The 23,564-nt window shown below is 73.0% G+C and carries 26 protein-coding genes; 4 read left to right on the top strand and 22 right to left on the bottom strand.

Translation table 11 applies throughout. The annotated features are described in order from the left end of the window. Positions 1–179: 179 nt before the first annotated feature. Positions 180–758 carry a hypothetical protein gene (locus DPM19_RS01420; RefSeq protein ID WP_111862903.1) on the top strand — a complete coding sequence of 193 codons (579 nt, stop codon included), beginning with the start codon at positions 180–182 and terminating at the stop codon, positions 756–758. A 39-nt stretch (positions 759–797) separates the two neighbouring features. On the opposite strand, the gene DPM19_RS01415 is transcribed toward DPM19_RS01420, so the two are convergent. The 7 genes from DPM19_RS01415 to DPM19_RS01385 are packed head-to-tail and all read right to left on the bottom strand — an operon-like array spanning position 798 to position 7,531. Beyond that, positions 798–1,193 (bottom strand): hypothetical protein, encoded by a 396-nt coding sequence (locus DPM19_RS01415; protein WP_111862902.1) that lies wholly within the window; start codon positions 1,191–1,193, stop codon positions 798–800. After that, a complete protein-coding gene (locus DPM19_RS01410) occupies positions 1,190–2,428 on the bottom strand; it encodes an RAMP superfamily CRISPR-associated protein (protein ID WP_146778716.1) in 1,239 nt (412 codons plus the stop codon). The genes DPM19_RS01415 and DPM19_RS01410 overlap by 4 nt, the downstream gene beginning before the upstream one ends. After that, complete coding sequence (locus DPM19_RS01405; protein WP_111862901.1) at positions 2,425–3,048, bottom strand: hypothetical protein; 624 nt, start codon at positions 3,046–3,048, stop codon at positions 2,425–2,427. The genes DPM19_RS01410 and DPM19_RS01405 overlap by 4 nt, the downstream gene beginning before the upstream one ends. Next, the gene (locus tag DPM19_RS01400; protein WP_111862900.1) at positions 3,045–3,728 is read right to left on the bottom strand and encodes a hypothetical protein; all 684 of its coding nucleotides are present in this window, start codon (positions 3,726–3,728) and stop codon (positions 3,045–3,047) included. The genes DPM19_RS01405 and DPM19_RS01400 overlap by 4 nt, the downstream gene beginning before the upstream one ends. Beyond that, complete coding sequence (locus DPM19_RS01395) at positions 3,725–4,261, bottom strand: RAMP superfamily CRISPR-associated protein (RefSeq protein ID WP_146778715.1); 537 nt, start codon at positions 4,259–4,261, stop codon at positions 3,725–3,727. Before DPM19_RS01395 ends, DPM19_RS01400 begins: the two co-directional genes overlap by 4 nt. Then, a complete protein-coding gene (locus DPM19_RS01390) occupies positions 4,258–5,637 on the bottom strand; it encodes a Cas10/Cmr2 second palm domain-containing protein (RefSeq protein WP_111862898.1) in 1,380 nt (459 codons plus the stop codon). Before DPM19_RS01390 ends, DPM19_RS01395 begins: the two co-directional genes overlap by 4 nt. Positions 5,638–5,641: 4 nt before the next feature. Further along, entirely contained in the window at positions 5,642–7,531 is a 1,890-nt protein-coding gene (locus DPM19_RS01385) for a TIGR03986 family type III CRISPR-associated RAMP protein (protein ID WP_111862897.1), read from the bottom strand. Positions 7,532–7,822: 291 nt separating this feature from the next. On the opposite strand from DPM19_RS01385, the gene DPM19_RS01380 reads away from it, so the two are divergent. Continuing rightward, the gene (locus DPM19_RS01380) at positions 7,823–8,095 is read left to right on the top strand and encodes a hypothetical protein (protein WP_111862896.1); all 273 of its coding nucleotides are present in this window, start codon (positions 7,823–7,825) and stop codon (positions 8,093–8,095) included. Positions 8,096–8,203: 108 nt separating this feature from the next. Here the strand turns inward: DPM19_RS01380 and cas6 are convergent, their stop codons facing one another. Next, positions 8,204–8,890: a CRISPR-associated endoribonuclease Cas6 gene (gene cas6 / locus DPM19_RS01375; protein ID WP_233509739.1), complete on the bottom strand. Its 687-nt coding sequence runs from the start codon at positions 8,888–8,890 to the stop codon at positions 8,204–8,206. Between the two features lie 311 nt (positions 8,891–9,201). Between cas6 and DPM19_RS34715 the strand changes: the two genes are divergently transcribed. Further along, positions 9,202–9,447, top strand: a complete 246-nt coding sequence (locus DPM19_RS34715) for a hypothetical protein (RefSeq protein WP_146778714.1) — start codon at positions 9,202–9,204, stop codon at positions 9,445–9,447. 136 nt (positions 9,448–9,583) lie between these two features. On the opposite strand, the gene DPM19_RS01370 is transcribed toward DPM19_RS34715, so the two are convergent. The 8 genes from DPM19_RS01370 to DPM19_RS01340 all read right to left on the bottom strand — a co-directional run bounded on the left by DPM19_RS01370 (position 9,584) and on the right by DPM19_RS01340 (position 16,392). Then, positions 9,584–10,006: a hypothetical protein gene (locus DPM19_RS01370; RefSeq protein WP_111862894.1), complete on the bottom strand. Its 423-nt coding sequence runs from the start codon at positions 10,004–10,006 to the stop codon at positions 9,584–9,586. A gap of 197 nt (positions 10,007–10,203) precedes the next feature. Further along, entirely contained in the window at positions 10,204–11,214 is a 1,011-nt protein-coding gene (locus DPM19_RS01365) for a helix-turn-helix domain-containing protein (protein ID WP_199484770.1), read from the bottom strand. A 139-nt stretch (positions 11,215–11,353) separates the two neighbouring features. Beyond that, a complete protein-coding gene (locus tag DPM19_RS36705) occupies positions 11,354–11,479 on the bottom strand; it encodes a hypothetical protein (RefSeq protein ID WP_267900858.1) in 126 nt (41 codons plus the stop codon). Between the two features lie 19 nt (positions 11,480–11,498). Beyond that, positions 11,499–12,044 carry a PadR family transcriptional regulator gene (locus DPM19_RS01360; protein ID WP_111862892.1) on the bottom strand — a complete coding sequence of 182 codons (546 nt, stop codon included), beginning with the start codon at positions 12,042–12,044 and terminating at the stop codon, positions 11,499–11,501. Between the two features lie 144 nt (positions 12,045–12,188). Next, on the bottom strand, positions 12,189–13,445 hold the full coding sequence (locus DPM19_RS01355) for an MFS transporter (RefSeq protein ID WP_111862891.1): 1,257 nt from the start codon (positions 13,443–13,445) through the stop codon (positions 12,189–12,191). Beyond that, positions 13,442–14,821, bottom strand: coding sequence for a GH1 family beta-glucosidase (locus DPM19_RS01350; RefSeq protein WP_111862890.1), 1,380 nt, complete (start codon positions 14,819–14,821; stop codon positions 13,442–13,444). Before DPM19_RS01350 ends, DPM19_RS01355 begins: the two co-directional genes overlap by 4 nt. Positions 14,822–15,016: 195 nt before the next feature. Next, complete coding sequence (locus tag DPM19_RS01345; protein ID WP_111862889.1) at positions 15,017–15,811, bottom strand: MucR family transcriptional regulator; 795 nt, start codon at positions 15,809–15,811, stop codon at positions 15,017–15,019. Continuing rightward, positions 15,808–16,392 (bottom strand): GNAT family N-acetyltransferase, encoded by a 585-nt coding sequence (locus DPM19_RS01340; protein ID WP_111862888.1) that lies wholly within the window; start codon positions 16,390–16,392, stop codon positions 15,808–15,810. Before DPM19_RS01340 ends, DPM19_RS01345 begins: the two co-directional genes overlap by 4 nt. Before the next feature lie 177 nt (positions 16,393–16,569). Here DPM19_RS01340 and def point away from each other — a divergent pair, with 177 nt between their 5' ends. Beyond that, entirely contained in the window at positions 16,570–17,121 is a 552-nt protein-coding gene (gene def, locus DPM19_RS01335; protein ID WP_111862887.1) for a peptide deformylase, read from the top strand. A 290-nt stretch (positions 17,122–17,411) separates the two neighbouring features. Here def and DPM19_RS01330 read toward each other — a convergent pair whose 3' ends face one another. The 6 genes from DPM19_RS01330 to DPM19_RS01305 form a co-directional block, all read right to left on the bottom strand. Then, positions 17,412–18,608 (bottom strand): Dyp-type peroxidase, encoded by a 1,197-nt coding sequence (locus tag DPM19_RS01330; protein ID WP_111862886.1) that lies wholly within the window; start codon positions 18,606–18,608, stop codon positions 17,412–17,414. Further along, positions 18,608–19,141 (bottom strand): copper chaperone PCu(A)C, encoded by a 534-nt coding sequence (locus DPM19_RS01325; RefSeq protein ID WP_111862885.1) that lies wholly within the window; start codon positions 19,139–19,141, stop codon positions 18,608–18,610. The genes DPM19_RS01330 and DPM19_RS01325 overlap by 1 nt, the downstream gene beginning before the upstream one ends. A 93-nt stretch (positions 19,142–19,234) precedes the next feature. Further along, a complete protein-coding gene (locus DPM19_RS01320; RefSeq protein WP_111862884.1) occupies positions 19,235–19,816 on the bottom strand; it encodes an MFS transporter in 582 nt (193 codons plus the stop codon). 134 nt (positions 19,817–19,950) lie between these two features. After that, positions 19,951–20,706 carry a hypothetical protein gene (locus tag DPM19_RS01315; RefSeq protein ID WP_111862883.1) on the bottom strand — a complete coding sequence of 252 codons (756 nt, stop codon included), beginning with the start codon at positions 20,704–20,706 and terminating at the stop codon, positions 19,951–19,953. 15 nt (positions 20,707–20,721) lie between these two features. Then, positions 20,722–22,296 (bottom strand): substrate-binding domain-containing protein, encoded by a 1,575-nt coding sequence (locus DPM19_RS01310; protein ID WP_111863334.1) that lies wholly within the window; start codon positions 22,294–22,296, stop codon positions 20,722–20,724. Beyond that, positions 22,296–23,531, bottom strand: coding sequence for a hypothetical protein (locus DPM19_RS01305; protein WP_199484768.1), 1,236 nt, complete (start codon positions 23,529–23,531; stop codon positions 22,296–22,298). Before DPM19_RS01305 ends, DPM19_RS01310 begins: the two co-directional genes overlap by 1 nt. Positions 23,532–23,564: the final 33 nt, after the last annotated feature.

The following is a 23,564-nucleotide window of genomic DNA, read 5'->3' as shown; positions in this document are numbered from 1 at the left end:
GCGTCGACCGGGGAAAAGTGAGTCAGGTGCGAATCTCCCGCGATCAGCGCTCCTCTCACCACAAAACGGAAGCCGACAGCGATAATTTGAGATCGTCCGCATTTCCACATGGAATGCGGCGATAATTCCGAAATGGCAGAGTGGTTGACCAGCGCCCTGCCAACCCCGGAGATTTCGCCTTGATCCTTGGCCCCAGCCCCTGCAACGCGTGCACCGGAACTACTTCCAGCCACGACCCGCAATGCCCCTGGATCGCCGACCAGACTCCCCCGCAGCGCAGCAGCGGCGGTTGCGGCTGCATACTCCTCAGCATCGCGGCGGCCGTCGCGCTGCTCGGCGCGATCGGCACCGCGGCGAAGAACTTCCTGACCGGCCAGCCGATCCGCGCGGACGTCGCCATCACGATGGAAGAGCTGCCCGGCGTCTGGCAGGGCGACTACCTCTGCCAGGGCGTCCAGCGCGCCATGACACTGACCGTCCGCCGCGGGGCCGGCGGAAGCACCCGGGTGACCGCCGACTTCGCCTTCTACCGGGGCCAGTATCTCTCCGGCCAACCGCTGGGGATCTCCCGCCAGCAGGGCCGCTACACCGACGGCACCCTCACGCTCCGGCCCGTCTCCTGGAAGAAACGGGCCACCGGTTTCCGCATGGTCGGGCTCGACGCCAAGCCCGTCCGGGAAAGGCACCTGGTCATGCGCGGACACGTCCAGGACTGCGGGCGCTTCACCGTCCTCAAACGACGCGCCACCGGGCAGTGACGCCGGACCGATGGCGTTCCCACCGGCCGTCATCCCCGTTCAGGGGTCGAGCCGGGCGAAGGTGAGGGGCATGAGCCCGGCCACCTCGTAGAGGGTGGCGGAGCGGGCGCGCCACTCGTCGGGCACCGAGACCCGGCCCTCGCCGAGCGGCCAGGTGGGGACCTGGCGGCGGGTGACCCGGACGGGTTCGCCCGCGGCGGTGGTGGCCAGGTGCAGTTCGGCGAGGACGCATTCGGCGCCGTCAACGCGGGCGCGCAGCAGCCGGTCGGTGTCCCAGGCCCACAGGTGCGTGGCGATGGGCGGTTCGGTGGGGGGCGGGCCGGTGTGCAGGCCGTCGAGGTCGGCCCACAGGCAGGTGCCGCCGTCCAGGTGGGTCAGCGCCCGTTCCCAGGGGAGCCGCCCCCGGGCGACGAGCCGGGCGTCGAGGCCGGTCATGGTGCTGCCTCCATGGTGGCGGGGCGGAGGTCGTCCAGGGGGGTGCGGTCGGTGAGCCGGATCGTGCCGTAGCCCTGCTGGGTGCCGCCGCCGACGCCGATCAGGCCGTCGTCGAGGTCGCGGACGACGTGCAGCAGCAGGTTGCGTTCCCAGTCCGCGACCCGGTCGAGGGCTTGGACGAGCAGGGTGAACCGGCCGGATTCGACGGCCTGGCGGGTGAACAGGAGCTTGTCGCGGGCGCCGCCGCCGACCCGGTCGATCGCCACCTGGGTGCGCGCGGCGGTCCGCGCCCCGGTGATCGCGCTGTCCTGGAAGGCCAGCCGGCCGCGGCGGCCGGACGAGCCGAACAGGTCGCACAGCGGGCACCGGCCGCAGCCGGTCTGCTCGGTGCAGGCGGCGGGCTCGCCGAAGCGGGTGCGGAGGATGTATCCGGCGCGGGCCCGGAACACGCCCTTCCAGGTGCTGCCGGGGATCAGGGGCCGGCCGCCGCGGGTGCGGCTGGTGGCCTGCCGGGGGCCGCCCTTCTCCTTGGTGCGGTACGAGCCGGTGCCCAGGTGCAGCGGGTCGGTGATCTCGAAGGACGCCGACAGCACGGTGGTGTCGGGCGGTTCGGGGATCGTGACGTCGGTCAGCCCGGTGAACCGGCCGGGGCCGGTGGTGTCGAGCCAGGCCCGGAGCTGGTCGGGGTCGTCCAGGTCGTAGCGGCGGTAGGCCAGGCGGGCGAGGCGGGCGGTCCCGCCGCCGCGGGTGCGGTCGCGTCCCACGGCGGGGCGCCAGGCCGCCAGCAGTTCCAGTTCGGTGTCCGTCAGCGGGCCGTCGTGCTGGAGGTACAGCTCGATCCGGCAGTCGCGGGCGACCTGCCGGGTGTGCCGTAGTGACCGGGGGCGGGCGGCCCGGCGGCGCGGGTCGATGGCGGTGGCGGCGACGACTTCGGTGCGGGGGGCGGCGTCGCCGTCGCGGACCCTGGTGCGGGTGCCCAGCAGCCACAGCGCGGACGGTTCGAGCCGCTGGTCGTCGGCGGTCTCGGGCGGACGGCTGCCCATCAGGGTCTCGTCGGCGGAGTGCTCGGCCAGGTGCGCGCGCAGCGAGCCGGCCAGGGCGGAGGGCGGGACCCAGGGGTTCCCGTTCCGGTCGACCAGCAGGTCGCGGTCCACGGCCGCCGATCCGGTCTCGGGGGCGCCGACGGACCAGCCGGCGTCGACGTCGATGGCCGCCAGGATCACGGTGGTGATCACGATGGGTCTCCCCGGTCGGTGGTGAGCAGGTCCAGTTCCCGTTCCAGCAGGGGGAGCGCGGCGGCCAGCCGGTCCGATTCGAACAGTTCCCGGACGGCCGCGGCCTGGCGGTCGTCGAAGAGCAGGGAGATCCGTTCCTCGAAGAACTCGCCGATGCCGAAGCGGGGGTTGCGGGCGCGTTCGACGGCCACCCGGCGGCCCCGGTCCAGCAGCCACCGGACGGTTTCCTCGGTGCCGAGCAGCTCGCGTTCCCGCAGCGCGGCCAGCACGGACGGCTGCCGGGCGGGCGCCGCCGGTGCGGGCACGTCCTGCCGCCAGGGCGCCGGGTTGACCTCGACCGTCCCGAAGCCCTCGATCCGGCGCAGGCCGATCCCCTCGGTGGCCAGCCGGCGCAGGGCGGCCCGCTCCGGCCGCTCCTTCAGGTGCAGGACGACGACCGACCCCCGCTCGACGACGATCTCGTCGGGTTTGGGCAGCCCGGAGGCGATGTGCCAGCCGCCGGCGCGGCCCGGGCGGATCCAGGCGCGGCTCTCCTCGACGGTGTCCGGGCCGAGCCCGAGCACCCGCAGGATCTCCTCGACCGGGTCGAGCGCGGGACGGCCGGCGGCGTCGACGATCACGGCGGGGCCGGTGCACCGGACGACCAGCGCCCGTCCTCGCGGGGCGAGTCGGGGACCGGCACCGGGGCGGGTTCGGTGTCGATCCGGACGGTCGCCATCCCGTTGGTGGAGGTCTTCCCGCCCAGCCAGATCGTGCGTTCCTCCGCCAGCCAGGGGTGGTGGCCGACCAGCCGCCCCCGGTAGGTCGTCCCGCGGCTGAGCTCGTGCCGGGCGAACAGGTACCCGTCCTTGGGGACGCCCCGCTCGTCGAGGCCGGCGCGGAGCGTGCGCTGGGTGCGGACCCCGGTGAGCTGCCCCTTGCCGGTCTCCACGCCCTGGCCGCAGTGCGGGCACAGGTGCGCGCCGGGGTCCACCGCGGCGTCGATGCTCCAGGAGCGGCACCCGGCGGTGCGCGGGTACTTGCAGAAGACCGCCGACAGCGGCACCAGCGCGGTGCCGTCCTGGAACAGCGGGCCGAACCTGACCGTCCGCTCGAAGATGTCGATGAACTCGTCGCGCCGCGGGTTGCCGGCGGTGGGTGGGCCATGGTCGCGGACCCACACCGAGGCGAGCGCGCCGCGCAGGGTGCTGCCGGGGACGTGGTCGAGGCTGCGCTTGTCGAAGCCGACCTCGGCGGGGCCGCCGATCGCCAGCCCCTGGTGGGCCTCGGCCTGGATGCCGTGGGCCGGGGTGTCGCTCATCGGGGGCTCCGGTGGGTGGTCAGCAGCGCGTGCAGGTGGTCGTCCCAGGGCCGGTCGGGGACGACGCTGACCCAGCCGAGCCCGCGGCGCCGGTCGGACCCCAGGGCGGTGATGGCGCGGGCGGCGGCGATCAGTACGGCCTGGTGCAGTTCGATCCGGTCGGGGTCGACGGCGTCCCGCTGGACGATGGCGAAGCTCGCCCCGGCCGGCCACAGCTCGCCCGAGGTGAACATCGCGCCGTCGGCCACGGTGTGGGTGCGCGGGTCGATCCTGGACTGGGTGCGGATCCGGCCGACACCACCGGTGATCTCGGCGTCGGTCCAGGACCAGGGGGTACGGTTCCACCGGTCCCCGAACACCTCCCCCACCAGCGGTTCGGGCAGGCGCAGGGGCCGCACGGCGTGGGCGCGCATCAGGCCCTTGAGGCTGGAGGCGGGGAGCGGGTTCTCCTCGTCGTAGGACGCGTTCAGGCCGTCCGCCGCGGAGCCCGTCGCGACCCGGAACGGGCCGTGGAAGTGGATCTGGAACCTCACGGGCGCCACCACCGGGTGTAGGCGGCCAGGCCGCGCAGCTCGTCGATGTCGAGGTGGCCGGTCAGCCGCCGGAGCTCGGCGTGCCCGCCGCGGCGCGCCCAGCCGAGCACGGCGGCGGTGGCCTCCTCCCGGGTGCCGGTGGCCAGCAGCCGTTGCAGGACCTGGCGGCCGGTGTTGCCGAGCGCGGCGATGCTCTCGATCGCCTTCGCGTGGTCGGCCAGCTCGCCCGAGGTGAACGCCCGGCGCCAGGGCGGGGCGGTCTCGCCGTCCTCGGTGACGTCCAGCCAGCAGACGGCGGGTTCGGCGCCCCGGGTGTCGCGTTTGGCCTTCCTGAGCATGTCGTCGGCCAGGAGCACGGCCCGGGCGTAGGGGAACTTGTGGTGGGCGAAGACCACTCCGGCCGACATGGACGGCGCCCGGTCGCGGATCCCGCCGGGCAGCGTCACCCGCGCGAGTTCCGCGGTGAAGGCCCGCTGGAAGGCGGCCACGAAGTTCCAGGCGCGGTCGGCCACCAGCGAGACCACCACGTCGTCGCCGCCCACCACGTGGGCGATCACCGGTAGCCTCCGGTCGCCGGGGCGGACGATCCCGGCGGTGGCGGTGACCAGCGCGGCCCGGGTCGCCGCGGAGATCGCCGGGGAGATGCGGCGTTTGAGGTCGGCGTCGCCGGAGCCCGCCAGCGCGGCGAAGAAGGCGCCCATCCCGTTGCCGTCCAGCGCCACGGTCGCGACGTGGTTGCGGTTGCCCCCGGCCGCGCCCAGCCGGGCCAGGTCGGTGAGGTGCCGCACCGGGGTCAGCCCGGTGGACAGGGCGGTGTTGACGCCGTCCAGGACGGCCCGTTCGGTGGCCGAGGCGTCCTCTCCCTCCGCCGCCGGGCCGGTGGCGGAGGCGCGGCGGCCGGCGGCGCGGTCCCGGGCCGAGCAGTCCGCGCACATCGTCCCGCCGGCGGTGCGCAGGTCGACCCGGCACCACTCGCAGGTGGTGCCGAGCGGGAAGTCCACCGGTGCGGGGACCGCCACCAGCGGGCGGGTGCGCTGCGCGGCCAGCGCCGGGTACGCCTCCAGGTAGCTGCCGGCGGTGGCCCAGACGGCCTGGAGTTCCACGGCCGGCAGCTGCTCGCGCAGCCGCAGCATGACCCGCTCGGCGACCCGCCGTTCGGTGCCCTGCCCGACCACCAGCGGGACGACGCCGTCGGCGTCGCCCGCGTCCCGGTTGCGGGTAGCGGTCAGGCCCTGGCCGGTGAGCAGCCGTTCCAGGTCGCCGGCGGCCGTGGCGGTGCTGAGCAGCCACGACGCGCCGCGGCGCAGCCGCAGCGCCGGGGTGCGGGCGATGTAGGGCTGGATCCGCACCGCCGCGACGTCGAGGTAGGTGGGCATCCCTTTACCTGGCCTCCTGCGTCTGGTCGTCGTCCCGGTCGGCCGGGTCGGGCAGCGGGACGATCGGTTCCCTTCTGTTCCTCAGGAACCGGCCGTTGGTGCGGGAGAAGTAGGCGAACGAGCGGTCCCTGTCCCGCGGGGCGGGCCCGCCGAGCGGGTACCACAGCGCCTCGGGGGCGACGCCGTCCACCCGCAGGACGCGGCTGAGGGCCGGCCACCGGCGCCGGGCGGCGGGGGCGGCGAGCCGCGCGACGTCCGAGAGGAGCGCGTCGGTGTAAGTCCAGGGGTCGGGGGCGGACGGTTCCGCGCCGGCGTACCGTGCGGCGGCGTCCCAGCACTCCAGGCCGGTGACCGTGACCTCGCAACTGCCCAGGCCGAGGGGTTTACCGCCGCCCAGGTGCAGGGCGTAGTCCGCGCTCTGCAACCCCTCGCAGCGCGGGAGCAGCACGCCGGGCTGGAGCGTGACGAGCAGCGAGCCGAGCTCGGCGCGGGAGAGGTTGTCGAACCGGATCCGCTGGGTGAAGACCGTGCCCTTGGGGACCAGCCGCCGGTCCTGGGACATGTGCTCGTTGCGCTGCTCGGGCCGGGCGACGTGCCGGGGCGGGTCCTGCCGTTCCGGGTCCCCGTGCCAGTAGAACTTGCGGCCCCGGACGGCCCGGAGCCCGTCCGCGTCGTGCTCGGAACCCCAGTACGCAGCCGGGAGGTTCTCCTCCGCCGAGGCCGGGTCGTCCCTCCCGTGTTCCAGGTAGAACTGGCCGGCTCCCGGTCTCGGGGCGCCCAGCGGGGCCAGCCGCACCGTCGTCGTGGTCACGTTCTCCGCCGTGGCGGAGCCGAACCGCACATGCCCCGCGTAGGAGCGCTGGTCCGCCTCGGCCTCGCGGTCACCGCCGGAGGTGTCGGCCGCGCCGAACATCCGGCAGGACACGCACAGGTGCCCGGGGTCGGTGCAGGGGTGCGCGTCGGCGGGGACCCGCTCCCCCAGGGACCCGCTGCCGGGCACCCGCCAGATCGCGGCCATCGACAGGTGGTCGATCGTCCCGGTCGCCGCGTCAACGTGGACCCAGACGACGTCGCCCCGCCACAGGCGCCCGGTGGCGCGGCGGCGCAGGCCGATCGTCCGCCGGTCCTGCCAGGTGACCGGGGCGGTGACGGGGCCGCTCGCCCACTCCTTGACCTCGGGGTGCCGGGGGTTCTGGCGGTAGCGGCGCATGTCGTCGGTGCCGTCGCAGAGCCGCTGGTACTCCTGCCAGGCGTCGAGGGTGACGTCGAGAAGGTCGCCTTCAGCCGGCAGCCGGCCCGCGGCGCAGAAGAACCTCTTCGATCTGCGCCGGGTGCCGCCGTCACCGACGAGGATCACCCACCCGTCGCCGCCGCGCACACCCGCCTGGTCGGCCTCCCGCCGCCCCAGGCTCGTCTCCGAGATCGCCCACTCGGCCAGGTCGACGGTGTCCCCGGTCCGCGGGACGCCCTGGAGCGCGTGCCGGATCCCCTCGATCGGGACCCAGACCGTCTCCTCGGTGACGTTCACCGTCACCGCGCGCCCCGTCTCGGTGGCGGTCTCGACCCGGCCGAGGTACCAGCCCTCCCCCATCCCCACCGCGGGCCGCCGGTACACCGGCACGAACGTCTCGTCCAGGACCCGCAGGCAACCGCCCATCAGGGTCTCGTGCAACGACCGGACGGCGCCCTTCACCGACGAGCCCGGGATCGTCACCCCGCCGTCCGAGACCGGCCCTTCGGCCTGCGGCAGCAGGAGCGGGGTGCGCAACGTCCAGGTGACGGTCATGCTCCCGCAGAGATGGCCCGGCACGGCCCGGTGATGCCCTGCCGGCCGCGCCCGGTCGATGGTCTCCGGCAGCGAAACGAACGTGTACGGGTTGATGAACTTCGCCATGCACCCCCCTGTTCCTGGCCCCGGAACCACCCAACCAAAGCCGGGCGGAGGAAGCAGAGGAAATGGCCGCTTTCAGAGCGTTACACCCTCCCGTGGCCGATCGTGGCCGCCGCAGCGGCCGGACCCGCCCCGACGCGGCCCCTGTTCGAAGCCGGAGTGAACCAGAACCCAGACAAGTCCGTGTATGTAGCGAATGGTCTGCCGGATACACCGTTGCCCCCTCGGAGGGGGCACGACCAAGAGAAGGGCGGTACCCCGACGATGAGATTACGAGCATCCCGACGGAAGGCCGTGAGCGCGTTCCTGGTGGCCGTGACGGCCTCCGCACTCGTGGCTGTAGGCACCCCTGCCACGGCCGACGAAGTCCCGGTGTTCAACGGCTTCGGACGCGGCATGACGGCCGAGCGTGCCATCGAGAGGGCGATCGACGACGCCGAGAACTCGGCCAGCTCAGAAGGACTCTTCAACTGCGAACTCATTGCGGAGCCCATCGTCTGGCCGCCCGGCACCTGGGCGGTGGGCGATGTCTCCTACACCGCCAGCGTGGACATGATCTGCGTGTGACCCCTGCTCTGCGCGCCCCAGCCCGGACAGGGTTGGGGCGCGTTCGCAAGGGTCACCGCCCCTACCTCGCCGCGCTGCGGGGATGCGCGGATGACCGCAGGGCCGCGCTCACCTGACCCACCCGAAGCCCTGGTTGGTGTTGAGCCCCAGACCCCAGTCGTAGAGGGCGTCCAGCAGGGCCGGGTCGGCGCTCACCCGCAGGCGCGCGCGGGCCCCGATCCGGACGGCGTCGTTCACCTCGAACCGCCGTCGCCCCCCGGCGCCCAGCACCTCGACGCCGATCTCCGCCGAGGGCAGCCCCAGGACGTCGGCCTTGTGCCGCAGGTTGTGCGTCAGGCGCTCCACGTACGCGGCGTCCCCCGGGAGCAGGTAGCGGCTCTCATGCCGGACGACCACCGGCGACACGGTGTCGAACACCGCTTCCCCCTTCGCGTGATCCGGGGCCGGCTCCAGTTGCATCCCCCGCACCTTCAGATGGACGGAGCCCCAGCGGATCACCTGGCGGCCGGCGAGCGCGGCGAGCAGGCAGCCGGCGATCCGCGGCACCGGGGACCCCAGCCACAGCGAACCCGTGCCGGACGCCGGGTAGACGCCCTTGGGGCGCTTGGCCACCTGGAACACCGGCGGTGAGATCCCCAGCGGCCTGAGCGTGTGCCCCTGCCAGCCGACGTCGTGCAGCTCCGTCGCCAGGCCGGCGTCCTGCTCCCCGAGCAGCCCGTACATGACCCCCCGAGCGGCCCCATGCACCTCAGGCCAGGGAACATGGGACGCCTCCGCCCCGACATCGACGCGCACCCTCACGACACCTTCCAGGGAGAACGATCAGTAATTACCTGGAGACAATTCGTAGCATCGGCCGATTTGGCCTCGCGGGCGGTACCTGCAGGTAACACCCAGGGCGACCATCTGCGGTCACTTCACAGCAACCCACCTGCCATCCGGGCTCGGGTGGTATAGGGCAAGCAGTCCCGATTCCTACAAGAAAGGGCTACTACAAACCCAGAACGACCATTTTTGACTGTCCAGTCATAATGCTCTGATCTGTGATGATGCATAATCGCCGAATTGCTGCAAAGATCAGTCTCCTCGACACGAGGAACAGCCGCGTGAACCGCGACTTCATACTCTCGTGTCACCGATCATCCCTGGAGGGATCGCAGCTTGGTGATGGCCATGATGCCTCCTCGGGCATAGGGGTCGCCGATCATCCCTGGAGGGATCACGATGGGAACGGCTTCCCGGTGGAAGCCGTTAACGCCGAGATTGATCTTGCCGGTCGAGAGCTGGTGACCGGCAAGATCAATCTCTGTGTTGCAGGCGGGGCGTTCCCGGGTTTCTCAGCTCCGGAGTAGTCCGCCTTGGTTGATTTCGACGATTCGTGGTTGGTGGGTCGGGGTTGCGCCGGATGCTGCCGTGAGGCGGCGGCGGGGGTGAGTGGCCGCCCGGAAGAACCTCGTCAGGTCGGGGCCCGGGCGGGTGCCGGGTCGTTCAGACGCGGACGAGGCACTTCGTGGCGACCCAGCCGGTGCCGATGGCCTTCCAGAGGTTGCCCGTGCCGCAGGAGCCGTAGTTGCCGCCCGCGACGTTGGTGCACGGTGCGCCGTAGAACACCGTGCCCGCCGGCCAGCTGCTGAGGATGCTGGACTCCCGGTTCCTGGTGGCGTGGACGTTGACGCGTACCGTGGCCCGGTAGTTGCAGGTCACCAGCGCCTCGGCGCCGGTGGCGGCGGCGCCGGGCCGGGCGCCGGTCGCGGCCTCGGCCGCCTGCGCGGTTCCCGGGGCCACCGCGAAGGCGAGCGCGGTGAGGAGCCCGAGCGCGGCGAGCAGGACGGTCCTGGCTTGCGTGCGGGGGCGCTCGCGGTCGGGTGTGCGCGGCAGAGCGTCCACGGGGTGGGGGGTGTGGTCGGACATGTCGCTTTCTCCGTTCGGTTGCCGGGCCTGCCCGGCCGGGCGGGCCAGGGGAACGAGACGGGCGGGTCGCCCGGTTCGGGGCCGTGCCGTGTCCGGCGGGTACCGGTGGGCGTTCGCTTTCTCGTTCCGGTTTGTCTTCCTCACTCGAGGGTGCTGGCCGTGGCCTGGCATGTCCTTACGGGTGGGCGCACACGGCTTTAGGTCCTGCGCACTGTCGCGCACTGGTCGCGGAACTGGCTCGGGGACAGGCCGTAGGCGGTGCGGAAGATCTGGCTGAAGTGCGCGGGGCTGGTGAACCCCCACCGGGCGGCGATCGCGCCGATCGGCCGGGCGGCCAGCCGGGGGTCGGCCAGGTCGCGGCGGCACTGCTCCAGGCGGCGGCCGCGGATCCAGCCGGCGACGGTGTGGCCGTCCTGGTGGAACAGTTTGTGCAGGTAGCGCACGGAGATGTGGTGTGCCGCGGCGATCGCGCCGGGGGTCAGGTGCGCGTCGCCGAGGTTCGTCCGGATGAAGGCGTGGATCCGGGCCATCAGCGCGCGCCGCCTGGCGTGCGGGGGCACCGCGCCGGGGGCGTCCAGTTCGTGGGCCAGCGCCGCGGTCAGCACGTCCAGGGCCAGGGTGGACAGCCGGGCGGTGTCGGACGGGCTGAGTTCGTCCATGCGCCGGGCGAGTTGCAGCAGGAACTGCGAGGCCAGCGCTCCGACGCCCCGGTCGCCGGGGATGCGCACCGCGGTCAGCCGCCGCAGGTCCCGTTCCGGCAACGGCAGCAACGAGCGCGGGAACTGCAGCCCCAGGTGCTGGCTCGCCGGAACCCCCGGCACGTGCCCGGCCAGGAAGGGGCGCGAGCTGTCGTACAGCCCCAGGTCCCCGAGGTGGTAGTCCGCGTACCGGCCGTCCTGCTCCCCCAGCATGCCGCGACCGTGCACGGCGCAGGTCAGTAAGAACGCCTCGGGATCGGTCCGGCGGATCAGTGCGGGCGTGCGGTGGACCGAGTGCGGTGTCGCGGTCAGCACCGTCGTCTGCACGGGGCCGAGCCCGCCGACACCGACCTGGGCCCGGAATCCGGTTTCCCCGGGCGCTTCGCAGCGTGCGTCGAGCGGCAACCAGACCTTCGAGGTCACCTCGCGCCAGAAGGCGAACCGCTCCTCCGTCGGGACCTCGGCGGTACTGACCATGTCCATGACTCCTGCCACAACCTTGACGGCCATGGCAGCCATCCTCGGCACGCCCTCCCGCGCCGTCGTCCCACGCTCGGCGCAGGTGCCGCTACTCCCGCCGGACTATCCGCGCTCCCTCCCATGGGCGGATTCTCCGGGCAAGCCGCTCCAGCCCCGGCCCGCGAAACCGTCAGCGGAGCGAGCCGAGCTCGCTGACGTGGTGGGTGGGGTCGCCGAGGAAGACACGAATGTCGGTGGCGCCACCGCGTGACCGCTTGGTCCACGACGTGCGGACCCACTGGACGGCTGTCTCCACGTGCTTGATTATCGCCGCACTAGTCCTCGGCGAGGATGCCGTACAGCTTGCGCCGGGCCTCGTCGACGACGTCCAGGGCCCGGGTCTGCTGCTCCTCGGTGCCCGCGGCCATGACCTGCTTGAGCGCCATGCCCAGCTGGCCGACGGCCTCGCGGGCGCGCAGCCGGCCGTCGCCCGCCCCGCCGGCGACCTCGCGCCAGGGCTCGGGTTCCAGGGCGGCGGTGGACGTCCCCTTCTCGGTGGGGGTGAACAGGCGCTTGCCGTTCTGCTCCTGGCTGGTGACGAGCCCTTCGTCCTCCATCAGCTGGAGGGTCGGGTAGACCGAGCCGGGGCTGGGCCGCCAGACACCGTTGGTGCGTTCCTCCAGCTCGTTGATCATTTCGTAGCCGTGCATGGGCCGCTCGGCGAGCAGGGCCAGCAGGGCCGCCTTGACGTTGCCGCGGCGGGTCCGCCCGCCGCGCCGGCCGCCCCGGCGGCCGCCGGGGCCCCACGGGTCGAAGTCTCCGCGCCGGCGGCGCCCGTCCTCCGGGCGGGGCCCGCGGTGGTGTTCGTGATCGCGATGCATGATCGCTTCCTCTCGTTCGACTATCACTGAAGAGTCTCGACTATTTGCCGATGACTCAACGATATATCGGAACTGTGTCGATAGCAATGAGCGGAGAGGCCGCTACCGGCGAACGCCCGGCGCCGGGCCCGTGAGCGCCGCCGGTCAGGCGACGGATTTGATCCGCCCGACCAGGATCGAGCCCAGGACGCTCACCACGGCCGCCAGGCTGTAGAGGACGGTGTAGCCGAGGCCCAACGCGATCACGCCGGCGGCGAGGACCGGGGCGAGCACCTGCGGCAGCGTGTTGGCGATGTTGATGACTCCGAGGTCCTTCCCCCGGGCGCCGGCCCCGGGCAGCACCTGGGTGATCAGGGCGAAGTCGACCGCGGTGTAGGCGCCGAACCCGATCCCGAGGACGATCGCCCCGGCGAAGGCCGCCGGCCAGGTGGGGACGAAGGCGAACAGCAGCAGCGCTCCGGCGGCGATCAGGCCCGCCCCGGTCACGAAGGCCTTGCGTTTCCCGGTCCGGTCGGACCACAGGCCGCCGAGGAACGCCGTGACCACCGTGCAGGCGCCGTACACGGCGGTGAGCAGGAAGACCCCGTCCTCGGCCCGGTCGGCGGCCAGGCCGACCGCGTCCTTGAGGTAGTAGAGCAGGTAGAGAATCAGCAGCGCGTTACCGAAGATCATCAGGAAGCGGGTGATCCAGGCCCAGGCGAAGTCGGGGTGCTCGCGCGGCGAGATCCAGAAGCCGCGCAGGAACGGCCCCCACCGCAGCTCCGGGCGCAGTTCCCGCGGCAGCCGGATGTCGCGCGAGTCCAGGACGTACGGCAGCGTCGTCAGGACGAGCGCGCCGGCGAGGGTGAGGTAACCGGCCGCGACGCCGCCGGTGGCGGCGGCGATGCCGGTCCCGCCGATGACCCCGAGGGTCTGGGCGATGGAGACGACCCCGCCGACCGCACCGCGCTCCCGGGCGGGCACCTGGTCCGGGACGGTGGCGACGATCGCCGCGAACATCGCGTTGAGCGATCCCTGCGCCAGCGCCCACGCCAGCACCATGGACCACACCGAGTCGGCCCGGGAGAGCAGCGCCAGCGCGATCACGCCACCGACCACACCGCCGGCGACCCAGGGAAGCCGGCGCCCCAGGCGCGACGTGGTGCGGTCGGAGAACGCGCCCCAGAGCGGGGTGCACACCATCGACACCGCGGCGCCGACACCGGTCACCAGGGAGAGCACCGCCTCCTTGTGGTCCGGTGCGACCGCCTCGGCCTGCTGGGCCAGCAGCACCTGGATCGGGCCGAAGAAGCTCGACCACAGACCGACGACGGCCAGGACCAGCCACAGGACCCAGAGCTTCGAGACCGGCGCGGTCGGCTCGGCCAGCGCGCGGCCGAGGGGCCCGGCCGGGGTGTTCAATCGGTCGTTCCGTGGTGGGCGCGGATCAGGTCGGCGTACCAGTCGAAGGAGCGCTTCGGCGTCCGCACCAGCGTGTCGTAGTCGACGTGGACCAGCCCGAACCGCTGGGTGAACCCGTGCGCCCACTCGAAGTTGTCCAGCAGCGACCAGCAGTAGTAGCCGCGCACGTCGGCGCCGCGGCCGATCGCGGCCGCGACGGCGCGCAGGTGCGCGTCGAGGTAGTCGATCCGCGGCCGGTCGTCGACCACGCCGGACTCGTCGGGCCCCGTCGCGTAGGAGCAGCCGTTCTCGGTGACGATGATCGGCGGTAGGCCGGGGTAGCGTTCCGCCATCTCGACGAGCAGGTCCGTGAACGCCTCCGGCACGATCGGCCAGCCGAAGTCGGTGGTCGGGTAACCCGGCACGTCCGCGCGCTCGAACGGGAGCCGCGAGCCCTCGGACGCCGCCCGGACGCCCATCGGGTGGTAGTAGTTCAGGCCGTAGAAGTCGAGCGGCTGCGCGATCAGCGCGAGGTCCTCCCCCACCGGCCCCGGCATCGCCTCGCCCAACCCCCCGGGGTAGCGGCCCAGCAGGATCGGGTCGGCGAACAGCCGGTTCCACAACGTGTCGAAGCATCCGGCGGCCGCCCGGTCGGCGTCGCTGCCGGTGCGCGGCCAGGCCGGGTAGTGGCTGGTCGCGGTGCCGACATCACCGGCCCCTGACGCCCGCAGCGCCTGGACGGCCGTCCCGTGGGCCAGCAGCAGGTGGTGGGCCGCCGGGAGCGCGTCGAGCAGCAGCGCCTTCCCCGGGGCGAAGACGCCCTCCCCGTAGCCGTACAGGGTCACCACGTTCGGCTCGTTGACCGGGCACCAGTGGGTCACCCGGTCGCCGAGGAGATCACCCATGATCGCGGCGTACTCCCCGAAGCGGAGGGCGGTCTCGCGGTCGAGCCACCCGCCGCCGTCCTCCAGCGCCTGCGGCAGGTCCCAGTGGTAGAGCGTGACCATCGGCCGGATGCCCGCGTCGAGCAGGGCGTCGACGAGACGGTCGTAGAACCCGAGTCCGGCCGGGTTGGCCGCGCCGCCGCCGGTGGGCTGGATCCGCGGCCAGGCGATCGAGAAGCGGTAGCCGTCCGCGCCGAGCCGCCGCATCAGCTCGATGTCCTCGGCCCACCGGTGGTAGTGGTCGCACGCGACGGCACCGCTGGCGCCGTCCACGATCCGGCCGGGCTCGGCGGTGAAGGTGTCCCAGATGCTGGGGCCCTTGCCGTCCTCGGCCGCCGCCCCCTCGATCTGGTACGCCGCCGTGCTGGTGCCGAAGAGGAAGTTCTCCGGCAGCACGATGTCGTCTCCACCGGTGGTCGCGGACGCCGCGGCGGAAGGGCGAAAGCGGTCCATGGTGCGGCCTCCCCTGCAACGACTGGTCACGACCACCCGGCCGGTCCCCCACGGCAGTCCATGCCCAGGAAGGGCGCGACGGCCACGTGGCGGAACCGCATCGGAAGGCCGGCCGCCGCGATCCTCGTGCCGGGCGGTCAGGCGCCCTCGGCTCATGTCGCCTCCGGAACCCCTCGGTGTGGTCCCGGGACGGCATCAGTCCGGCCGGCGAAGCCGCGCGCTGACCCACGGGACGCTGTGCCCGACGGCGTCGGCGAGCCGGGCCAGCGTCCACCCCTCCCGGCGCCGCTCGACCAGCCACCGGTGCAGGTCGGCGGCGCCCACCCGCGCGGCGGCTTCGGCGTCGTTGAGCCGGGCGCGCGACGTGCGCCCGGCCCGGGTGTTGGCGCCCTGCCGGCGCGGCTCGATGCCGTGGGCCGCGAGCAGTGAACGCAGCCGTTCGCGGCCGATGCCCAGTTCGGCGCGGACGGTGTCGAGGTCCAGTTGCCGTTGCTGGTACAGCCCGCGCAGGCAGGATTCCAGGTCGGCGAACCCCAGCCGGGCGACCGTCTCGTCGAGCTGCCGCTCCCGCGACTCCGCCATGGTCCGGCGGCCCGCGGCGAGCCGGGACCGCTGCTCGTCGGTGTTCTGCGCGGCCGGGCGGCGGGTGCGGCGCGCGTCCGCGGCCAGCAGGGTCAGCCGCCCCGACCCGGCCATGACCTGACCGGCCGCCATGTTCCGGCGGGTGTCCGCGGAGTCGCGGTAGCGGGCCCGCTGGATCTCGGCCCGTGCCCTGGACACCTCCCCCGAGGCCAGCGCCCTGGTCTGGTAGAGACCGAAGGCGGCCCGGTACTCGTCGGCGCTGAGCCCGTGGGCCTTCACGTGGGAGCCCAGCGCCCGGAACCAGCGCCCGCACAGATGGCACAGCACCAGATCGGACTGCTCGTCCCGGACCAACCTGCCGTACGGGGCGTGCAGGCCGGCGGGGACCGGCACCTCGCCGGCCGTCATCGCGTGCCTCCCGTCCGCGCCGGCCCGGCGGGGTGCGCGGGAGACAGGAACACCGCGAGGGACGGGTGCGCGGTGATCCGGGTGATCTGGTGCCAGCCGCAGGCCCGGTAGAAGGGCACGGTGTGCGGCGAGGCGGTGGACGTCAGCAGCCAGCTCCCGGCCCGGCCGGCGAACGCGGTCAACGTCTCCAGCAGCGCCGTCCCCACCCCGAGGCCCTGGGCGCCGGGGCTGACGGCCAGTTCGTCGATCTCCTGGCTCCCGATCAGCCAGGTCGTCACCCGTTCGGCGCCCAGCCGCGCGGTGATGTCCGGGTAGCGGCGATCGGTGGGGAACGGGGACCGCGTCGTCCACGCGGTCCCGAATCCGACGGGGACGCCTTCCCGGCACGCGGTCACGGCGACGAACCCGGGACGTTCGGCATCGGTGACCAGCCGGCCGCGGAACATCACCGCCCTGACCGGAGGCTCGTTCCACGGTGGCGCGCAGAACGCCGCCCGGTACAGCCCGGTGAGGGTGTCCGCCACCTCCAGCACGGCGTGCCCGTGCCAGGAACGGAGTTCGAGGCCTGGTGAACGATCCATGGGGGGCTCCCGTGTCCGCGCGCACCCTCTGGCGACTAATCGCATGCTATATGTAGTTGCAACTTAGTTGCAGTAACTTGGCGGGCCGTCCTGCGCGATGTCCGGGCCGGCTTTCCGGGCCTCCGCCACCGGCCCGCTCACCCACGCAGCGCTTCACCCCGCAGGAGAGGTACAGGCATGACCGGCGTCGCCCGCCCCATCACCCTCGTCGGCACACCGGTGCTGCACCGGCCCTGCCGGCCGGTCGAACGTTTCGACGCCGACCTCGCCCGGCTCACCGAGGACATGTTCGCCAGCATGTACGCCGCGCAGGGCGTCGGCCTGGCCGCCAACCAGATCGGGGTCGACCTGCGGGTGTTCGTCTACGACTGCCCCGACGCCGGCGACACCTACGTCAAGGGCGTCATCGTCAACCCCACCCTCGAACTCCCCGCCGGCCCCGACCGCGAACTCGACGACAGCGAGGAGGGCTGCCTGTCCGTTCCCGGCGCCCGCGCCGCCGTCCCCCGCCCCGACCGCGCCCGCTGCCACGGCTTCGACCTCACCGGCGCCCCGGTCACCGTCACCGGGACAGGCCTGCTCGCCCGCTGCCTGCAACACGAGACCGACCACCTCGACGGCCGCCTCTACGTCGACCACCTGAACGCCCGCACCCGCGAACAGGTCCTCTCCGACTTCGCAACCCACCGGGCGGCCGCCTTCCCGCCCGGTCCCGCGGGCGCGAGGTGACGCCGGATCCGGTCCTCGTCCCCAGGCCGCCTTCGAGCCGCGGGTGAAGCCGCCTGCGGGCGTTAATGGTGGCGAGCCCGGTACCGGCCGGCCTGCGATCACCTCTTGACCCGAGGACCAGGATCACACGGCGACCGGCTCGTACACAGCTCCGCCGGGCATGGCCCGAGGTCAGTCTTGGTGGTGCGCCGGGTTCAGTGGCGCCAGCGAGATCCCCCGGCGCACCACCAAGCTCCACACGCCGCATCGGACACCACGAGGTGATGCCCGATGGGCGCGGGTATCGGGGCTCAGCCGAGGAGGGTCTCTCCGATCCAGCCGCCCGGGCCGCAGCCCGGCGGGAGGACGAAGACGGCCGAGCCGATGGGGGTCGTCCACAGGTTGAGCTGGTCGGTCTCGGCGAGGCGCCGCTGGATCGGGACGAACTGCCGGGCGAGGTCGGCCTGGTAGGAGACGAACAGCAGCCCGGAGTCGCTGACGCCGTCGACGTCGATGGCCTCGTCGTAGTTGTAGCCGCGGCGGAGGATCCGCAGGGACGGGTCGGCGGCCCGCGACAGCCGGACGTGGGCGACCTCGGAGATGACCGGGAACCCCAGCCGGTCGACCGCCGTCAGGTCGGGGTCGTCGTGTTCGGCGCGTCCGGTGAGGGGAGAGCCGTCCTTGATCCGGCGGCCCATCGCGAACTCCTTGGCGCCCTCGTCGGCCTCGTCCCACTTCTCCAGGTCCATACTGATCCGGCGCAGCACCATGAGGGTGCCGCCGCGCAGCCAGCCGGGGCCGTCCCGGATCCACACGGACCTGTCGAGGTCGGGGGGCTGGACGGTGCCGTCGAGCTGGCCCATCAGGTTGCGCTGCGTCTGGCCCTGCGGCTGGGCCGCGCGGCGGAAACCGCGCTGCGTCCACCGTACGGTCCCGAAGTCGCGGGCGTCCTTGACGATCAGCCGCAGCGCGTGGGCGAGCGTGACGCCGTCGTCGGCGCACAGCTGGACGAGGAGGTCGCCGCCGCTCCACCGGTCCTCCAGCCGGTCGATGCGGAACCGGGGCAGCTCGGTGCCGGGCCGCGACCGCTCCAGCTTCGCGGCCTCGAACAGGCCCGGCCCAAAACCGAAGGTGACGGTCAGCCTGGCCGGGAGATCGGCCAGTTCGGGTTGGGCGTCCGCGAGGCCGGCCCGGCCCGCCGTGAGACGGCGGGCGTCGTCGGTCAGCAACCGCATCAGCCGGCCCAGCGCCTCGCGGGAGGTGCCGGGCCGCAGGTCGAGGCCGACGAACGCCGCGTAGGTCTGGGGCGGTGTCGCGATGCCCGCCTGGTGCACGCCGTGGAACGGCTCGACGGCCGGCGCCGGGCCGCCGGCGCGCAGCGCCGGCGGCCCGGACGGCCCGGCCGGCTCGGTGGATCGCCGGATGGCGTAGCCGCCGGCGGCGAGCCCACCGGCGGCGGCCGCGCCGCCGGTGAGCAGCCCGCGCCGGCTCACTTTGCGCTCGGCCATCAGTGGCCCGGGACGTACTTCTCGTTCCCGCCCTTGAACGCCTTGCCGAGGGCGGTGAAGGGGAAGGTGGTCCCGTCCTTGAGGGTGAGGGTGAACGCGACCTGGTCACCCGGCTTGATCGGCTTGGTGACGCCCATGAGCATGATGTGGAAACCGCCGGGCTTGAGTTCGAGCCTGCCGCCGGCGGGGATGGTGAACCCGCCCTCCCTGGGCCGCATCTTCATCTCGCCGCCGGTGCCGGCGACCTCGTGCAGCTCGACCTTCGGGGAGGCCGGGGTGGCGCCGGACACGATGGTGAGCTCCGCGCCGGTGGTGTTGGTCAGGGTGCCGAACGCGGCGGTCATGCCCTCGTCCGCGGTCTTGACCCACGGGTCGGTGATCGTCAGTGGTGCGGCGGGGGTGCTCGCGGGGGTGCTCGCCGGGGCGGCGGTCCCGCCGTCGCTGTCGTTTCCGCACCCGGTGAGGGCCGCCGCCCCGAGGGCCACGGCGGCAACGAACTGGGCGGTGCGGGAGAAAACGGCACGTGATGACATGGGGTACTCCGGATTCTGCGAACGCTCTCGGCCGCCCCGCGCGGCGCGGGGCGGAGGAAGGCGGCCCGGACGGGCCGCCTGCGAGGTGAGCGCTCAGCCGCAGCCGAGCGCCGGAGAGCGAACCGGCGGACCCCTCAGCACCAGGACGTACCGCAGCACGTTGCTGACCGGCGGCGCGATCGGCGGGGCCGGCGGTGCCGCGGCGACCCCCCGCACCGGGGGGCCGAGCACGCTGAAGACCAGCGAGAACGGGACGGCCAGCAGGTGGGCCGCCAGCCGGGCCAGCCACCAGGCGCGGCGTTCCCCGCGGCGCAGCCACCACGCGGACGCCACCGCGGCCAGCAGGTGCACGGCCATCATCTCCGGGCCGGTACCGCCGTCCTGGACGACCGCCTGATGACCGGCGTGATGGGCGTGCCCGGCGACGAACAGCGCGTGCAGCGCGAACTGCCCCAGCAGCAACCCGCCCGTGATCGTCGCGAGCGACCGCTCGTGCCCGGCCAGGACCAGCGCGAAGCCCAGCACCCCGGCGAACCCCAGCCCGATCGCCCACGGCGCCATCGGCTGCCCGGAGGCCACCAGGTGCCCCAGGGACGTCAGGATCACGCACACGGCCGAGAAGACCGCGGCGCGCACCAGACGGAGCGGGGGCGAGGGGGGCATCGAGGGGGCCATGTCACCGGACATCCTGCCATGCCGGTCCGGCCCGGTATCAAGGGGTTCGAGCGTCCCGTCGAGGGCGTGGTCCGGGCTGGTCTCCGCCGCCCGTCCGGTCTGGCTTCCCCCGGAGCACGGACGGCGCCGGGACGTCATTGGAAGATGGCGAGGACCGGAGAGATCACCAGTTGCCGGGTGTCGGGGTCCCAGTGCTTGATCTTGCCGAGGCAGCGCGCGGGGAACGGGCCGTCGGCCACGTCGTCGCGGCGCAGCTGGGCGGTGACGCAGGTGACGCTGACCTTCGGCAGGTCGCCGGAGAACTCCGTGGGATCGCCGTACGGGGCGGAGAACGTGGTCGTCGTCTCGGACCTGTCCGTGACCCTGAACCGTCCCGTGACCGAGACGAAGGCCGACGGGTCGAGCTCCCGCAGCCGGGCCGCGCGCACCCGCCCGGCCCCGGGGCCGTGGGTCCACGCCAGCGCCCGGTCCAGGCCGATGTTCGGCCCGATCGTGCGGTTGTAGAGGTTGACGTACACGATGTCGTTCGCGTCATCGAGGGCGCGGATGATGCGCCCGATGACCGTGATCGGCCCCTCGTCCTTGATGTACCTGATGACCTGCTCCCTGCCCGCCGCGGCCGTCACACCCGCCCGCACCGGAGCGGGCCGGACCTGCAGCTCCGCACCGGTGCTGCGGCTGATCGTCTCCTCGACCTCGCGTTGCAGGTCCGGGTACTCCTCCTGCAGGTAGAGGTCCATGACGTTGTCCTCGTCGAGGTAGAAGCAGATCCCCGGCTTCTGCCGGCCCGCCCAGGCCGACCTGTGCCGGCGCACGGTGATCATGTACGCGTAGCAGAGCGCTCCCGCGACAACGGCGGCCCCGCCGGTCATCAGTCCCAGCCACAGCATCCGTACCTCCTGGGGTCAGCGACAACCACGGATCTCTTTGAAGGCCCGGGCCAGCGAGGACGCGTTGGCGTCCACCATGCGGCCACCGGTCGCCTTCGCCGCCCGATCCAGTTCGGCCGGGTCGGCTTCGCCGAAGCGGATGGTGTAGGTGTGCACGGCCCTGGCCGCCGGCGCCAGGGCCCGGTACCGGCGGAGGAACTCCGCCAGCCCGATGCCGGCGTTGTTCAGGCCGTCGGTCATCAGCACGATGGTCACCGGCCGGCCCGGGGCGGCGCGCTTCAGCTCGCCGGCGAGCCCGTACGCGTGGTCGAGCGCGGACCACACGGCGGTGCTCCGGTCGAACTCCTCGGTCGCGAGGAAGCCGCGCACGGCCTCGGCGTCGCCGGGGCCGGCGATGGTGAAGCCGCGCTCCGCCCGGACACCCCCGCCGAAGCGGATCAGGATGAGCCGCTCGCCCCGGTAGAACCGCACGAACCTGCCGGTGGACGAGCCGTCCGCACCGCCGAGCCCCTCGAACGTGGACCGCAGCGCCTCGACCCGCGCGCCCCGCATGGACCCGGAGTAGTCGAGCACGAAGATCACCTGGCCCGGTGGCCTCGCGCGCGGGTCGTAGTCGGCCAGCAGCCGATCGACGACTTCGGGCCGGTCCGGGAAGTACAGCGCGTTGCCGATCTCCGTGCGCAGCCGCGGGTCGCGGGGCACACCGGGGTTCACGGGGCGGCGCAGCGTCCGCTGCATGATCTTCCGCTGGGTGTCCGTGCGGGTCAGCCAGGCCACGACCTTGTCGTACGCGGCACGGCGCGACGGGTCGAGCAGCAGCAGCGGGTACTCGGACAGCACGATGCCGTCCTCGGGGTAGACGATCTCCAGCGGCTCGCGCAGCCTCCCGCTCGCGTTGAGGGACAGGAGCGTCGACTCGTACCCGATCAGCGCGTCGGCTTCGCCCTGATCCGCTACGAACGCATCGATGAGCTTGCTCGACGACGCCGCGGTGAGCGTCTGGCCGGAGAACAGCCCGCGCAGCCGGTCACAGGTGATGTCCTGCGGCCGCAGCGCGCCGCCGGTGCCGGCGGCCGCGGTGGCCACGCCCACCAGGGCGGCGAGCCCGCTGTCGGCATGGCGCGGGTCGGCCATGCCGAAGCGCACCAGCCCCTCGGCCGCGCCGTCGGCGATGTCCGCCCAGGACAGCTTCGGGTTCCGGGCGTTGCGGCGCAGCCGCTCCGCGGTCCCCGCCCGGGCGCCGAAGACCACCGGCGACATCATGATCTGGGTGGACAGGGGCCGCAGCCGCCGCCCGCCCGGCTCCTGGAGTTCGAGCTGCAGGTAGCGGTCGTTGGACAGCCAGGCGAGATCGTGGTCGTCACCGCCCTTCGCGAGCGCGGTAGAGGCGTCCACGGTGCCCCGGTAGTCGAGCACGAGCTCGATCCCGGTGTCCCGCCGGAGCTCGCCGAGCAGCGGGCGCAGGTCGGCGAGTTCGTCGCTGGCCAGTACCCGCAGCGTCGTGTCCGGCTCGGCCGAGGTGCACGCGGCGCCCAGCACGAGCATCGCGCCGGCCACGAGGCCGGCGAACGTGCGCGGCGGGCGCCGCATCAGGGGCACCTGCCGACCGTGTCGACCAGCCGTTGCAGCAGGTTCGGCTCCGGCAGCTCCGCGCGGGTGTAGTCGGTGCGCCCGTCGGGCTTCGGCACGCCGCGGCTGACCAGCAGCTGGAAGAGCCGTGCGGTCCCGGTGGCGTCGGTGTCGTCGATGACCCGGAAGCCGAGCTCCATCATGCGCCGGCGCAGCGCCGGGTCGGTGAGCAGCAGCCGGCCGAGCCGCTCACCGGCGCCCGGGCGGAGCGAGATGTACTCCGGATCGGTCTGGAACTCCTGCTTGGGGTAGAGCAGCACCCGCTCGGTGTCCGTGCGCCCGGTACGGCGCCGGTGCTCCTGCTGGTAGGCGAAGAACTGGTGCTCGTACACCACGACGATCGGCCCCCGGCTCTTGCCCTCCGGGGTGACGTAGAACTGCCACAGGCCCGACTCCGGCATGCCGAGCGCGGTGATGAGCGGCTGGACGTCCCGGGCGACCCGGTCCACCTCGGCCTCGCTCTGTACCGGCTCGTCACCGTTCTCCACGAAGGCGACGAGGGCGAGGTACGTGGCGCCGGAGTTGGACCGGCACACCCCGGAGTTGTGGGCGAGCACGCGGTTGCCGTTCGTGATGCTCGTGCCGTCCGGGTTCGGGTGGTCACCGATCCCGATGTCGTTCCACGTCCTGCCCTGCTTGCCCAGCTCGACGAACTTCGCCGTGTCCAGCGTGTAGTAGAGCGCCCCGCCGGGCCCGCCCGAGTGCCGGCTCGCGGCGCCGTTCCCGACCAGGGTCTCGGCGTACTCCCGGTAGCTGGCGAGCACGATCGGGCTGGTGAACAGGCGCGTCGTCTGGGTGTGCAGGCCCCGCCTCCGGCGCTCGCTCCTGATCAGGTCGGCCGCCGGCTGCCCGGAGGGGAAGGCGAAGTCGTAGTGCTCGGTCTTCTGGGTGAGCACCTCGTAGGCGACTTCGCCCGAGCCGCGGGCGGTGACTTCGACGCGGAGGTTGTGCTCCAGCAATAAGCGCTGGACTTCCCTGTCGTTGAAGAAGTCCTGCTTGGAGGCCATGATGCCGCGGACCGTGACGACCTGCTCGACCGGTGTGAGCGCGTTGACGAGCAGCGCCACCGCGCCGACCAGCGCGACGCAGGCGGTGACCGCGAACGGCCAGCCGAAGCGCGGGCCCCAGAAACGGGGCGGGCGGGCGATGCTGAGCGAGGGTTCCTCGACGACGACGCGCGGGAGGTCAGCCGTCACCGCAACTCCTTGTGCTCACTTCCGGCAGACGCC

Origin of the sequence: Actinomadura craniellae, assembly GCF_003289645.1 — a bacterium.
Taxonomy (GTDB): Bacteria; Actinomycetota; Actinomycetes; order Streptosporangiales; family Streptosporangiaceae; genus Actinomadura_D; species Actinomadura_D craniellae.
Note: the sequence above shows the minus strand (reverse complement) of the source record. Positions and strands in the feature narration are given on the sequence as shown.

Bases quoted from the DNA above. Each gene is read 5' to 3' on its own strand.
- DPM19_RS01325 (WP_111862885.1), bottom strand. From the start codon at position 19,141: ATGTCATCACGTGCCGTTTTCTCCCGCACCGCCCAGTTCGTTGCCGCC.
- DPM19_RS01350 (WP_111862890.1), bottom strand. From the start codon at position 14,821: ATGGACCGCTTTCGCCCTTCCGCCGCGGCGTCCGCGACCACCGGTGGA.
- DPM19_RS01345 (WP_111862889.1), bottom strand. From the start codon at position 15,811: ATGACGGCCGGCGAGGTGCCGGTCCCCGCCGGCCTGCACGCCCCGTAC.
- DPM19_RS01340 (WP_111862888.1), bottom strand. From the start codon at position 16,392: ATGGATCGTTCACCAGGCCTCGAACTCCGTTCCTGGCACGGGCACGCC.
- DPM19_RS01385 (WP_111862897.1), bottom strand. From the start codon at position 7,531: ATGGCGAAGTTCATCAACCCGTACACGTTCGTTTCGCTGCCGGAGACC.
- DPM19_RS01400 (WP_111862900.1), bottom strand. From the start codon at position 3,728: ATGAGCGACACCCCGGCCCACGGCATCCAGGCCGAGGCCCACCAGGGG.
- DPM19_RS01360 (WP_111862892.1), bottom strand. From the start codon at position 12,044: ATGCATCGCGATCACGAACACCACCGCGGGCCCCGCCCGGAGGACGGG.
- DPM19_RS01390 (WP_111862898.1), bottom strand. From the start codon at position 5,637: ATGCCCACCTACCTCGACGTCGCGGCGGTGCGGATCCAGCCCTACATC.
- DPM19_RS01370 (WP_111862894.1), bottom strand. From the start codon at position 10,006: ATGTCCGACCACACCCCCCACCCCGTGGACGCTCTGCCGCGCACACCC.
- def (WP_111862887.1), top strand. From the start codon at position 16,570: ATGACCGGCGTCGCCCGCCCCATCACCCTCGTCGGCACACCGGTGCTG.
- DPM19_RS01320 (WP_111862884.1), bottom strand. From the start codon at position 19,816: ATGGCCCCCTCGATGCCCCCCTCGCCCCCGCTCCGTCTGGTGCGCGCC.
- DPM19_RS01310 (WP_111863334.1), bottom strand. From the start codon at position 22,296: ATGCGGCGCCCGCCGCGCACGTTCGCCGGCCTCGTGGCCGGCGCGATG.
- DPM19_RS01365 (WP_199484770.1), bottom strand. From the start codon at position 11,214: ATGGCCGTCAAGGTTGTGGCAGGAGTCATGGACATGGTCAGTACCGCC.
- DPM19_RS01415 (WP_111862902.1), bottom strand. From the start codon at position 1,193: ATGACCGGCCTCGACGCCCGGCTCGTCGCCCGGGGGCGGCTCCCCTGG.
- DPM19_RS01315 (WP_111862883.1), bottom strand. From the start codon at position 20,706: ATGCTGTGGCTGGGACTGATGACCGGCGGGGCCGCCGTTGTCGCGGGA.
- DPM19_RS01330 (WP_111862886.1), bottom strand. From the start codon at position 18,608: ATGGCCGAGCGCAAAGTGAGCCGGCGCGGGCTGCTCACCGGCGGCGCG.